Below are 12660 nucleotides of genomic sequence, written 5' to 3' on the forward strand. Positions count from 1 at the left end.
TTCAACCAGATATGATCTAAAAACTTTTTAAAGCCATGATGACATTTTTATATTCGCTCTCTAACTGATTAACTAAATCAGATATTTCTTGTAAAGATTTATCTTGTGTAGTATATTCTAATGTCTCACAAATTTGACCCAAGTTGACTGCACCTATACTAACACTTGGCGATCGCAAAGCATGAGCCGATTTCTTGAATTTGTTCCAATTCTTGGTAGCAACAGCATCTTTAATGTCTTGGATTCTAGCTGGAGTATCTTCCAGGTAAACTTGGATTAATTCTGCAATCAAGCGATCGCCATTACTACCAGCCATAGCACGTAGTTCTTCAATCACACTGTGATCAATAACTGATGATTGAGGAGAAGCAACCAATACAGTATCAGTAACCAGCCGTAAATTTTCATCCCGCTGAGAACCATACTGTTTTAAAACAGCTTCTAAAGCTTCCACACTAATCGGCTTACTAATATAACTATCCATACCAATATTCAAACACTCTTGGCGAGCCTCTAGACGAGCATGGGCAGTCATAGCGATGATCCAAGGTTGAGCAACAGAAGATAAATCTCCACGAATGCGAAGAGTTGTTTCCCACCCATCCATTTCTGGCATTTGGATATCCATAAACACCACATCATAAAGCTGCCGTTGTAAAGCTTCTAAAGCTTCACGACCATTATTAGCCACATCTGCGCGATAACCTAACCGATACAGCATCTGGAGGGCGATTTTTTGATTAACCAAGATATCCTCAACCAGCAAAATCTTTAGAGGTAAACTTTCGGCTAACTTAGTATCAACAACAGGAAGATTTGGTTTAGGTAAACGAGAGTAAGAAGGAATAATAGATTGGGAAGTAACATCACTCAACCGCCCAGTGCGAACAATTTGTAACAGCGTATTATGTAACTGATATTGACGCACCGGTTTATGTAAAAAGGCAGAAAACTCAGCCGCTACCTGTTTCACTTGCAAAGTTTGTTTACCCTTAGAACTCAACATCACCAAAGGTAAATCCCGTTGTTTGGGGATATCACGAATTTTAGTTGTTAGGTTGAAAGCATTCAAATCTGGACTATCAATATCCAAGATAGCTAGAGCAAAGGGTTGTTGATCCCACAGATATTCCAGGATAGTAGAATTAGATTCCACAGCTTGGACATCCAAACCCAAACTCTGAAGTTGCATAGTTAAGCATTTTCTTAAATTGGCGTTTCCGACTGCTAAAAGTAAACGCTTACCGACCAGTTCCGGGTCAACACCAAGAGGACTATTACTCCTATCCGAGTTGAAGATTCCCGATGCAATTTCGTCTCTCTCGTTTCCTTGCACCCATGCGGCTGTGCTATCTAAAAAGGAATTATTGGCAAAGGAAGCACTAATAACAGAAGTAGGAACCGGCAAAATCACAGTGAAATAGAAAGTAGAACCTTGATTAACTTTACTTTCTACCCACATTCTTCCCCCCATAATCTCACACAGACGTTTGCTGATGGCTAATCCTAAACCTGTACCACCATAACGTCGAGTCATAGAGACATCAACCTGACTGAAGGGTTTAAATAGTCGATGTAAGCGATCGCGCGGAATTCCTATACCTGTATCCCTAATTGCAAACTGCAACTCGTAGTTTGCAGAAGTTGAAACCAGCAGCCGACCAGTGATTGTCACCGCAACTTCGCCAATATTTGTAAACTTGACTGCATTGCTGATTAAATTCCAGAGAATTTGGCGCAAACGGGTAATATCACCAGTCACAACCGTCGGTGTATCTGGTTCCAGTTGGTACATCAATTCAATCCCCTTAGAAGCAGCTTGGGGAGCCAATAACTCCAGGGATTCTTCCACACAAAGACGCAAATCAAAAAGCTCTGCTTCTAGCTCTAAATTGCCAGACTCAATCTTAGAAAAATCAAGAATATCATTAATAATCGTCAGCAATGTATTGCCACTATTACGAATGGTTTCTACACAGTCAAGTTGGTCAGCATTCAAAGCAGTATCTAATAACATTCCACTCATACCAATGATGGCATTCATGGGAGTGCGAATTTCATGGCTCATGGTAGCTAGGAAATTGCTTTTAGCCATATTGGCCGTTTCAGCAGCTTGCTTGGCTAGGTTTAGTTCTTCATTTTGCTGCTGTAGTGCAGCTTGGGAGAGTTTGCGTTCAGTAATATCTATATGAGTTCCCACCATTCTCATTGCTCTACCCTGGGAATCACGGCCGACTAGCTTACCCCGATCCAGAATCCACTTCCATTCTCCAGATTTGGTCAGAAACCGTACTTCTGCTTCATAAAAAGGTGTTTTCCCCTTGAGATGTGCGATCAGTCGCTGCTGCATGAGGGGCAGATCCTCTGGATGAATCAACTGAATTTTCAGCTTGATATCATTGTTTAACTCTTCTGGAGCATAACCAAGCATGGTAAACCAACGGGGACTGCGATAAACTTCTCCAGTCACCAGATTCCAGTCCCAGAGTCCTTCATCTACAGCATTGAGAGCCAGTTTTAACCGTTCTTCACTTAACCTCAGAGCATTTTCAGCTTGTTTGCGTTGGGTAACATCGCTGTATTTCCACAGATGACCATACAATTTTTGGTTAGCCAAAATGGGGATGTAATCTTGTTCAAAGATGCGTCCATCTTGCAGATGGTATTCTTCATTGAGAGCTATTTGATTTTGATCAATAATCTCATCTACACGGCCAATAAATTTTTCTGGGTCAACAAACAGTTGTTTAGTTGTCTGTAATGCTTGCTGACAATCCATGCCTGTTAATGCTTGTGGATCAACAGTCATGTTAAACTGCTGACAAAATTTCTGGTTTGCTAAAATAATCTTTCGATTCTCGTCTTCTAATAGCACACCACCTTGTAAACTTTGAATCACCGTTCTCAATATTGATTCTTTTGCCCGTAATTCAGCCCGCTGTGATGTAAGTTTGGCAGTGAGTTTTTTTGTATCAGCTAAGGCTGAGTTCTTAGCCTGTAAAAGAAACAAATAATCGGCAACAGAATCATAGAGAGGAAAATCATCAAGCTTCAGGTCAAGTTTTTTCAAATCGCCAATATCAGTAATCCAGGGAGAACCAAGAAACAGCAGATGATCGGATGCTTCTAGATATACCATCTGTCCCTTTAGCTGCATTTCCTTGTGATGGGATTGCAACAGAAAGAGCGATGGGGAAACCCCCGCCTTTGGCGATCGCACTTGTTGGCTAATGGCGGCAAAGCTAACTGGACAATTCGGGCGAGTAATACAGAAATGTTCTTCTAGATAACTATCAACAATTACAACAGGTTCAAGAATACGCTGAAGCACTCCCCCAGCCTGGAGAATCTTCATGTCTCGATCTATGACCAAATGGAAGGGAAACAAAGCTGCAAATTGGTCATGGTTAAGACTAAATTGTTCTGACTCAATAGCCTGTTTATTGGTCATGATCTTGAGAATCTTCATATTCAATAGAAAAAATATCGTGATCTGCACCCTGTTCACGAAAACTGGTTTGGGTAATATCCACCTTGGTGTGAAAACGTTTTCCCAATCCGTGAAGTAAACCAATCACCATTGGGGCTAAACCCTGACGAGTGGATTGATAATGCAGTTCCATAGAGTTTTCGGTGGTGTGTTCGCAATCAAAAGATGGAGGACGGAGTTCAGAAAAACTCAAACCCACTCGTGCATGGAGATTATCGAGATTCTCCATAAACTTTCCTAAAGAGTTGCCAGCACTATCTAAAAGCTCCCCATAGCCTTCTTCTGCTGTGTAAGTCACCCAGTATTCTCCAAAGGCTTTGAGTATTTCGTCTGCCTCCATACCCAATACCTCACAAGCTGCTGCGACCAAACGATAGGTAATATCGTCAGAATAAGCATCCATGCCAATAAAAAAGTCTATATCTTCAAGTTCAGCCTTTTCCTTGATAGTTTCCCAGGTATCTTCACCGTGGTATTTGCAAATCATGTCTTGAATTGCTTTGTTAACTAGACCATACATAGATTTAAATCCTATAAAAGTAGGGGATTGGTAATTGGTGATTGGTGATTGGGGAAACCCTTCCTTATATTCTTTACACCCTTACACCCCCTGGATCTTTTGGTTTTTCTTGACAACCAATACCCATTGCTAATAATCCAGGCCAATATAGATACACCAATATTTCTAAATTCTCACCAAAGGTATAGAGAAAAAGAATCATCACGACACTCAAGCCTACTTTGGCCGTAGGTCGTCTACTGTCCGTTGACTTAATTAACAAATCAAAAAAACTGAAAGCTAAGGGAATGGCTAGCGCCATAAAGCCAACAATGCCCTTGACAAACAATAAACCTGCCCAGCTATGGTGTGAACCAATGGGCATATGTTCAACAATGTGGGGTCCTTCTTCGACTACACCATGTCCCCAAATGGGAGCTTCAGTTTTCCAGCGATAGATAGCAATGTCTTTCAAAGCCATACGTACTCGTGTAGATCCGGCTCGTGCTGCTTTGAACCCTTCCCAAAAATTATTAAAAGCAAGGATGATTGATGGGGAAAAAATGCCACTCAGGAAACTAAAAAATCCTAGACCTATGAGCATTTTTGGCCGAGCTAAACCAGATAATACTTTTGTGAATAAGGGGATAAGAACAATGCAAACCTGAGCCATACGGGATTTACACACAAAACACATGATCACTGATCCTGCTAGTCCTAACCTGCGCCATTTTTTATTTTTTTCTTGCAAGGCCAGCATAAAATTAACATTGCCCACAAAACCTAATGCTGGACCCCAAGGAGTAAATAACCGCCAGCGTAAATCACCCGTGCTACCATCAATTTCATAGAGAGGCACATCAAAAAATTCATTACCTGGTCCCCCTACGGCTTTGAGTGGTGAGACGTAAAGGACTTGGGGTAGATGCAGAGAGGGTGCTAACAGTAAAAAAGGGATAATTAATAGGGTGTGAAAACCTACAAGACACACGGCTCGATATATTATCTGGGGACGGATTTTTAAGCACCCTGCTAATGGATAAAGGGCTAATGCAGCCCAACCTTTTGCCCAACCAATGGAGGATTTGATGATTAGACCTGTCTCCAGATTGTAGTCGAGATGTCCGGCTATTAATGCCACTTCCATCATCAGCATTCCGATAATCCAAACCCACAAAGATAAGGAGATGGTGATTTTTTCTTCGTCTGGGGTGTCTTCAGTTTGCGCGAGGATTTTGATGAGTAAAAACAGTAGTAGTATCCAACCCAGGAGAGCGCCGACAACGTATAGTCCCCCAACAACCCAGATGGCATAAGTGTTAGCGATCGCCCACCAGACCACTTTTTCTGGTAAATTCTCTGGCTGGATATCATCTTCATTGGCATTTTTTGTGGGATCTTTTGTGGTCTTAGTTTTCATAGTGTTGGCAATAGTGGGGATCAAGAGATGAATTTGGATAATTTCTTGATCCAAGGTTTACGAATCCACAGTAAAGACAGACCAAGGGTGGAAAATATTGAACCAGCCGCTGCTCCAGCGAAGATAAAGTTCTTTTTGGGGGTGGTGGCTTCTTTTGGCAAACTAGGCTCCATTGCCATCTGAATCAAAGGATAGGTAGAAAATACGTCTCCTTGTCCTAAATCTAGTTTGGTGAGGGTAGATGCAAAGGTCGCTTCCGCGATTTGTTGATCTCGCTTTAAGTTTTCTAAGATAGATTGCTTTTGCGAGAGGTTATCTAGACGCTTTTCTAGTTGAGCGATCGCTACATCCAAGGCTTTGACTTGGGCTTTGAGTCCCTGGTAATCTGATTGGGAAGACACCAGACTCTGGAATAATGTATCCCTCCCTGATCCGCTCACAGCTAAGGCTAAACGATTGAGTGTGGTGGCAGTCATAGGCTTTCCTGATAGGTATTGACTACGCTCTAATAAGGCATTCCAAGAGGCTTCTTGGCGTTTGTTTTCTTTAACTACTTGGGGATGGTTAACACCAAATTTGGTCATTAACACTTCCAAGGAAGTTGTGGCTTCACTGAAGTCCTTGAGGTTTTGTTGAAAAATTTGGTCTACATGGAGGAGAAAAGCTGTTGCTGCTTCGGCAGGGGAAAGTCCTAAATCCTGGGACAATTGCTGTATTCGTTTGTTATTTAGCTGCTCTTGGGCTTTTGTTTCTGCACGCAGTCTTCGTAATTGCTCAATGTTGGTGGATAAATTACCTACTTGATCTGGGAAGTTTAAACCGGAACGCATTTTATAATCCGAGAGCCGTTTTTGCGCTTGTTCTAATTTATGTTGAGCAGAAAGCAGTATTTCCTGGGAAGGTTTTCCTCGCTGGCTAATTTCCGTAGCTCTTAAGACATTAACTTTGCGGACTATGGCTTGATAGAGCGCCAAGGATTTATGCTGTGCTTCCTGGGGGCTTTTGCCAGTGATTTCAAACTGCATAATGGTTGTGTTATTTAACAGTTTGATTCGCGGCTTGTTAAATTTGTCTGGTGGTATTTTAGCGATCGCTGCGGCATCTTTTAAAACTGGTTCGCTAGTAAAAATATATTCTAAATTTTCTCTAGGATCATAAGTGGAACTGCCTAAAGCTGAACCGCTGGAGGAAGATGCTTGACCAATTCCTGGTAGGTTGACACTAACGCCTAAACTACCACTACTAAGGATTAAAGCCCACTCGCTGGTGTAGGTAGGTTTGGTAACTTTTAAATATTGGAGCGATGACCCCCAAATCAAAGTGTTACCTAATGCACTGAGGATCAGATAGCGCAGCCAACGACCTTTAAGCAAACTCCCCAGAGGTGCCATGTTGAAAATGAATAGCCGCTGTATCATCTGAACAAATCTCGCAAAATGGGAATAGGGGATAAGATGGTTTGGATCACATCCCGAACTTGAACAACTCTGGAGTCATAGCAGGCGACAATATCATTAGCTTGTAAAAACGGGTTGTTGGCATCGTTGGTGGAATTTGTCAGTAAATCGTTAACATGACGCTGTAAATACGTAGTTTTTCCAGTCAACTGCTCAGTAGTTACCAGGATGGCTTTGCGTTCGGCGTTGGTGCCTCTTGTTCCTCCCACACAGTTGGCTGCTGTGACTGCATGGGAAAAGCGAGAACCATAAGGAAATGATGTGGCATCACGACCAATCCCGGAAACAGCATTACCTGTAGCTGGGACGGTGAGATTAGACAGAAATACTTTCACCCCACTAGGAGTAATTTGGGAACTACGCACGAGTTCGTTGTGCATTTTTCCTGAATCGGGAACAATGATGCGATCGCCTGCAATCAATGGCACATCTACAAAGGGTTCACCGGTAAACACCCCCGAAAAGTCCACTATGCGGGTTTCTCCGTTGCGGATTAGTTGAATGTTTTTGATATCAGCATTCGGTTTAACTCCACCTGCATCACGGATAGCTGCTCCCATATAACGGTTGGGGGGATATTGTCCCGCTACTGGTACAGGAGGTTGTGTTTTCTCGGCTGGAGAGGGTTCATTGATAAATACCCTTCCTGGCAAAAATGTTGCCCCACTCACAAATACCTCCACTGGAGCCCATTGCACCACTCTCAAACTCACCCGGAGAAAAGAGGGTTGGAAAAAAGCCCCATCAATCAAAGCTGTGTTCAGGTTTTCCTCCACTTGTTCTGGTTCTAAACCGACAACAGGTAACGGGTTGAGATAGGGAATCTCTAAATTGCCTTCTAAGTTGACTTCAAAAATTCCACTAAACTCTTCTCCTTCAGGAATAGTTACTTTGACGCGATCGCCTGGAGATAGGGGCAATGCCAAACTAGGTGTTGACAAAGTTAAGGTTGCAAGTATGGTATTAAAAATTAAACGTTTAAGCATGATCAGAGAAAATACTTAAGTATCTACTACGGAAATTAATGAGAATTAAAGACTAAATTTAATAGTATTTACAACTAGAAAATCTAGTTTGAATGCCCTAATAACTAAATATTTATTTTACTGTATCATTGTAGATACCAAAAACCCCTTTTTCCCAATTTAACTGCCTATTCAGCCAACGGCAAGGAGCGAAATTACGTAATTTCCGATTCCAATTACTGATATAAATCAGGGTAATTAGTGAAATGAAATTATTGAATTACCGAGAAATCAATTATCAAAATTATACAAATTTTTATTTGACAGTTGAGCTAAATTAAGTATATAAAAATAATACAGGTTTGTTAAAAGAATGCATCTCTTCTCAGTAACGCTGTTTGCTAAATCTCAGGAAGTGCTAAACATCTACTAATCAAAAAGCAATCAGCAATCACAGCAACCCAGTGGCTTTTCGGGGGGAAAGCCGTTGACAGCAAGCAGGAGTCAGGAGTCAGGAGTCAGGAGGCAGGAGGCAGAAGGCAGGAGGCAGGAGTCAGGAGGCAGGAGTCAGGAGTCAGGAGTCAGGAGTCAGGAGTCAGGAGTCAGGAGTTCAGGAAAATAAGAAGAATAAGAAGAATAAGAAGAAATTTTCCCTCTGCCCCCTATTTCTCCCATCTCCCCCATCTCCCCCATCTTCCCCATCTTCCCCATCCTCCCTATTCCCTATTCCCTTTTTTCTAAGGAAACTCCAATAATCAAAGCTTTTGTTGGGTAGCGTTGTGGCTTAACCCAAAGTATTGTTATCGGGCATCTACCAGTCAATTAATTTTGAGAATCACCATTATGGGACTCACTGTTGGTCTGGTAAACACTTATTCAACTCTAAATATTGGTGATGCAGCCATTTATAGCGCCTTAACTGCTCTAGCATCTGAGGCTGAAGTTGTGGCTCAATTCCAAGATTCAAAACCGGAGTACATTCCCGGTCTGCACATTGTGCCGAAGGTTAGGCATTGTGATGCCTATATTAGTGTCGGTGGGGATATTTTTAATAATGCCCGTGAAGGACTAATTACCAAATCTTTCATTAGCAATTTGCGGCAATTAAGGCGATCGCCCAAGCATACTTTTGTGTTTGGTCAATCAATTCCGCGTTCCTGTCATGGTTTGAGTTTTCAAGCTTTGACCTTATGCTTGCGTCGGTTGGCTGCTGTTTGCGTGCGAGATGTCGAAAGCCATCAACGTTTAACTAAAGCTGGAATTCCCGCAATTTTATCTTTTGATGCGGCTTTTGCCTTATTGGTCAGTGAACAAGCCAAAGAAAAAGCCAAACAGATTTTACACTCATTGGCAATTCAGCCGGATTCAGCCGCTTTGATTTCTCTGCGGACATTTGATTCCATGTATCGCCATGACAATCAGCAATTTCAACAACAATTTGTGGCTTTAAGTCGGAAATGCTGCCAACAGGGATATCAACCTGTATTACTAATTCAGTCCCAAGCTTACGGTGCTGATAATGACTTAGCAATGGCAGAAGAAATTAAAAAACAAGTACCACAAATTCAAATATTCAATCCCTTTGCGGTGAATAGTGATTTGGCCAAATGGGAATTGGTCATGGGTGCATTAGCTATTTGTCGTCTGATTGTGGCGGTCAGATATCATACATCAGTTTTAGCCTTGGCTAGTGGTCGAGTTCCTTTTAACTTGTACTACTCGAATAAAGGTAGGGATTTAACCAAACGGTTACACATTCCTGGTTGCAGCTTAGAAAAATTTAACCCAGATATACATTGGGATGCGATCGCTGCTACTGCTGCTACTAGCTTTGACCATCAAGCAATTCGTCAACAGGTCAAACAGGATTTTCAAAATTGCTATAACCGAGTATTACCCTCATGAAACCAAAAATTTGCCATTTTGTAGGCGGTCAGGGCATGGGCTGGACTGGAGGAATTAAAGCTACTTTAAACAGTTTAGAAAAGTCCTACCTGTCCGAAAAATTTGAGTTTATTACCGCGCCTTTATCAACCGCATCCACTGTTATCTCCAAACATCACCCTGAAGTGATTGTAGTTCATGCGGCTTCTTCCTGGCGGGGGTTATTGCCGCTATGGAAAATACGGCGTTCAGCCAAGTTAATAATTAACGAACATCATTATTCAGCAGGTTTTGAAACCTTTAATGTTCCCTCAGTCAATCGGTTTCATGGAATGTTAAAGCTGGCTTATGGGATGTGCGATCGCTTAGTGACTGTTTCCCAAGGGCAAAAAAATTGGATACTCAAAAACCAACTAGCACCTGCTGACAAAATTAACCTGATTCCCTTCTCCCGGCTAATTTATCCATTTTTCAATGTTCCCCCCAAACCGAGATTACCAAATCAACCATTTGTTTTAGGGGCTTATGGCAGATTTTCTGTTCAAAAAGGCTTTGATGTTCTCATTCATGCAGTTAAACAACTTCCTCCTAGCCAAATTAAATTAAAAATTGGTGGTGGAGGAGCAAACGAAACCAAATTAAAACAATTAGCTGCCGACTGTCCCAACATTGAATTTGTGGGACGCATTGATGATGTCCCGGCTTTCTTAACTCAATGCGATGCCGTGGTGATTCCCTCCCGTTGGGAACCTTGGGGTAATGTTTGTTTAGAAGCCAGGGCTGCTGGTAAACCGATTATTGCTTCAGCGGTGGATGGTTTGAGCGAGCAAATTCAAGATTTTGGACTGCTTATTCCCCCAGAAAATCCCATAGCATTAGCTAAAGCAATTCAGGAATTAGCTGATTTATCTGCTACCAAATTAGAGCATAAGGGACAACAGGGAAAAGCTTCAGCAATCAATTCTTGGCAAACTTACCTAGCTAACTGGGAAAGCTTGCTGGAGGAATTGACATGAAAGGTTTAGCTCAAACTTTATCCTCTTTCAAAAAAGACCGCTTTGTTCGTAACATTGGCTGGATGGGGGCTTCTGAATTAGTAATTAGAGTATTTCGTCTTGTTACCACCGTCATTTTGGCTCGTTTTCTGAGTGCGGAAGATTATGGTTTAGCCGCCATTGTGTTGATGACTTATGAATTTATTCGCGTCTTCACCCGTAACGGAATAGCTGACAAAATCGTGCAAGCAGAAGCCGACGAAGTGGAGGAGTTATGCAGAACTGCCTATGGCTTAAACTGGTTAATCGCTGTGGTCTTATTAACAGTTCAATGTTTGGCATCATTAGCGATCGCACAATTCTACAATAATTCCCATCTCATTCTCCCCATCTGTCTCATTGCCATTACTTACCTAATTTATCCTCTGGCAATGGTGCAAACAGCCCTAATTAGAAGAGAAAACCGCTTAAATATTCTTGCCTTGATTAGTTCGGTGCAAGTATCCACAGATAACATTCTCACAGCCATATTTGCTCTTTCCGGTATGGGAATGTGGGCAATTGTTTTACCAAAGTTTTTGGTAGCACCCATTTGGATTATTCTCACCTTTAAATATCATCCTTGGCGGATGACCAAATCTTTTACTTTTGATAAATGGAAACAAATTACATCATTTGCTAGTCGTATTCTAGGCGTAGAATTACTGACAATTTTTCGGGAAAATGTTGATTATCTTTTGATAGGTCGCTTTGTTGGTGTAGAAGCTTTAGGAATTTATTATTTTGCATTTAATGCCGGATTAGGAATTAGTTTAAGTGTAATAAATGCTATAAGAGTTTCATTATTTTCTGACCTATGTGATCTTAATTCTCAACCAACTTTATTTATCCAACGCTATCTGCAAAGTCTCCGCAAAATAGCTTTGATGATTGTACCTTTGGTAATCTTTCAATCTAGTTTAGCCCCCTTCTATGTTCCCCTAATATTTGGGCAGAAATGGGTAGAAAGAGGAGCAGTATCTATCCTCATTCTAATTTGTTTTTCGGCTTTATCCCGTCCCTTTGCTGATGCTGCTTCTTTAATGTTTCGTGCCTTTGGTCAACCAGAAATTGAATTGCGTTGGAATCTCTTCTTTACTGCGTGTTTGGCCACTACTATTTGTGTGGGTACAAACTGGGGAATTGTGGGGGCTGCGGTAGCTGTGATGCTAACTCACCTAACTTTACAGCCTCTATACACCTTATGGGCAACACGGCAAAAATTACCCAAATTCTTGCAGGAAGTCAACCCATGACAAATATTAAACCCATGGTGACAGCAATTATTCCCGCCTACAATGCTGCTCAGTTTTTATCGGCAACAATCACATCTGTTCAACAACAAACTTTTTCTGATTGGGAATTATTAATCATTAATGATGGTTCTACGGATGACACAGTTGAAGTTATCAGACAATATCAAGAAACAGATCATCGTATTCATTTAATTCATCAACTAAATCAAGGAGTTTCTTCGGCTCGTAATTTGGGAGTTGAAAAAAGCAAAGGTCAAATTATTGCTTTTCTGGACGCTGATGATCAATGGCTTCCCGATAAACTTCAACAACACCTGAAACATTTCCAATCTAACTCCCGCTTAGGGGTGAGCTTTGCTCAGGTGGAAATATTAAATCAAGCAGGTGAACCAACTGGACAGGTTTCTAGTTCCCGTTTAACTAATTTAAAACCAGAACATTTACTTTCAGAAAATCCTACTACTACTACTTCTAATTGGGTGGTACGTCGAGAAGTATTTGCTCAAGTGGGAGGCTTTTCTCCTGATATGAGTTATTCGGAAGATTTGGAATGGTTACTGCGGGTTTTATGCACTGGTGTTTGGGAAATTGCGGGGATCAGAAATGTTGAATGTCGTTACAAAACTTTACATATTTAAGTATAGTAGTACTATCA

The 12660-nt window shown here is 41.4% G+C and carries 9 protein-coding genes; 4 read left to right on the forward strand and 5 right to left on the reverse strand.

Features of this window, described 5'->3' with window-relative positions:
• Positions 1-16: 16 nt before the first annotated feature.
• From ACLLO5_RS20195 to ACLLO5_RS20215, 5 genes are all read right to left on the reverse strand, one after another.
• Positions 17-3451 carry a response regulator gene (locus ACLLO5_RS20195; protein WP_413172277.1) on the reverse strand — a complete coding sequence of 1145 codons (3435 nt, stop codon included), beginning with the start codon at positions 3449-3451 and terminating at the stop codon, positions 17-19.
• Positions 3441-4010 (reverse strand): heme NO-binding domain-containing protein, encoded by a 570-nt coding sequence (locus tag ACLLO5_RS20200; RefSeq protein WP_413172278.1) that lies wholly within the window; start codon positions 4008-4010, stop codon positions 3441-3443. Before ACLLO5_RS20200 ends, ACLLO5_RS20195 begins: the two co-directional genes overlap by 11 nt.
• Positions 4011-4083: 73 nt before the next feature.
• Complete coding sequence (locus tag ACLLO5_RS20205; RefSeq protein ID WP_413172279.1) at positions 4084-5409, reverse strand: O-antigen ligase domain-containing protein; 1326 nt, start codon at positions 5407-5409, stop codon at positions 4084-4086.
• A 20-nt stretch (positions 5410-5429) separates the two neighbouring features.
• On the reverse strand, positions 5430-6827 hold the full coding sequence (locus tag ACLLO5_RS20210) for a GumC family protein (RefSeq protein WP_413172280.1): 1398 nt from the start codon (positions 6825-6827) through the stop codon (positions 5430-5432).
• A complete protein-coding gene (locus ACLLO5_RS20215; protein ID WP_413172281.1) occupies positions 6824-7852 on the reverse strand; it encodes a polysaccharide biosynthesis/export family protein in 1029 nt (342 codons plus the stop codon). The genes ACLLO5_RS20210 and ACLLO5_RS20215 overlap by 4 nt, the downstream gene beginning before the upstream one ends.
• Before the next feature lie 822 nt (positions 7853-8674).
• On the opposite strand from ACLLO5_RS20215, the gene ACLLO5_RS20220 reads away from it, so the two are divergent.
• From ACLLO5_RS20220 to ACLLO5_RS20235, 4 genes are read left to right on the forward strand one after another with little or no spacing between them, the layout of a single operon-like run.
• Positions 8675-9736: a polysaccharide pyruvyl transferase family protein gene (locus tag ACLLO5_RS20220; RefSeq protein ID WP_413172282.1), complete on the forward strand. Its 1062-nt coding sequence runs from the start codon at positions 8675-8677 to the stop codon at positions 9734-9736.
• Complete coding sequence (locus ACLLO5_RS20225) at positions 9733-10731, forward strand: glycosyltransferase family 4 protein (RefSeq protein ID WP_413172283.1); 999 nt, start codon at positions 9733-9735, stop codon at positions 10729-10731. Before ACLLO5_RS20220 ends, ACLLO5_RS20225 begins: the two co-directional genes overlap by 4 nt.
• Positions 10728-12005 (forward strand): lipopolysaccharide biosynthesis protein, encoded by a 1278-nt coding sequence (locus ACLLO5_RS20230; RefSeq protein WP_413172284.1) that lies wholly within the window; start codon positions 10728-10730, stop codon positions 12003-12005. Before ACLLO5_RS20225 ends, ACLLO5_RS20230 begins: the two co-directional genes overlap by 4 nt.
• A complete protein-coding gene (locus ACLLO5_RS20235) occupies positions 12002-12643 on the forward strand; it encodes a glycosyltransferase family 2 protein (RefSeq protein ID WP_413172285.1) in 642 nt (213 codons plus the stop codon). The genes ACLLO5_RS20230 and ACLLO5_RS20235 overlap by 4 nt, the downstream gene beginning before the upstream one ends.
• The last annotated feature ends 17 nt before the right edge of the window (positions 12644-12660 follow it).

The organism is Anabaena azotica SJ-1 (genome assembly GCF_047275885.1).
GTDB classification, from domain to species: Bacteria; Cyanobacteriota; Cyanobacteriia; order Cyanobacteriales; family Nostocaceae; genus Trichormus_B; species Trichormus_B azotica_A.

Coding starts and splice junctions, on each gene's coding strand:
- ACLLO5_RS20200 (WP_413172278.1), bottom strand. CDS start 4,010: ATGTATGGTCTAGTTAACAAAGCAATTCAAGACATGATTTGCAAATAC.
- ACLLO5_RS20215 (WP_413172281.1), bottom strand. CDS start 7,852: ATGCTTAAACGTTTAATTTTTAATACCATACTTGCAACCTTAACTTTG.
- ACLLO5_RS20220 (WP_413172282.1), top strand. CDS start 8,675: ATGGGACTCACTGTTGGTCTGGTAAACACTTATTCAACTCTAAATATT.
- ACLLO5_RS20195 (WP_413172277.1), bottom strand. CDS start 3,451: ATGACCAATAAACAGGCTATTGAGTCAGAACAATTTAGTCTTAACCAT.
- ACLLO5_RS20230 (WP_413172284.1), top strand. CDS start 10,728: ATGAAAGGTTTAGCTCAAACTTTATCCTCTTTCAAAAAAGACCGCTTT.
- ACLLO5_RS20225 (WP_413172283.1), top strand. CDS start 9,733: ATGAAACCAAAAATTTGCCATTTTGTAGGCGGTCAGGGCATGGGCTGG.
- ACLLO5_RS20205 (WP_413172279.1), bottom strand. CDS start 5,409: ATGAAAACTAAGACCACAAAAGATCCCACAAAAAATGCCAATGAAGAT.
- ACLLO5_RS20235 (WP_413172285.1), top strand. CDS start 12,002: ATGACAAATATTAAACCCATGGTGACAGCAATTATTCCCGCCTACAAT.
- ACLLO5_RS20210 (WP_413172280.1), bottom strand. CDS start 6,827: ATGATACAGCGGCTATTCATTTTCAACATGGCACCTCTGGGGAGTTTG.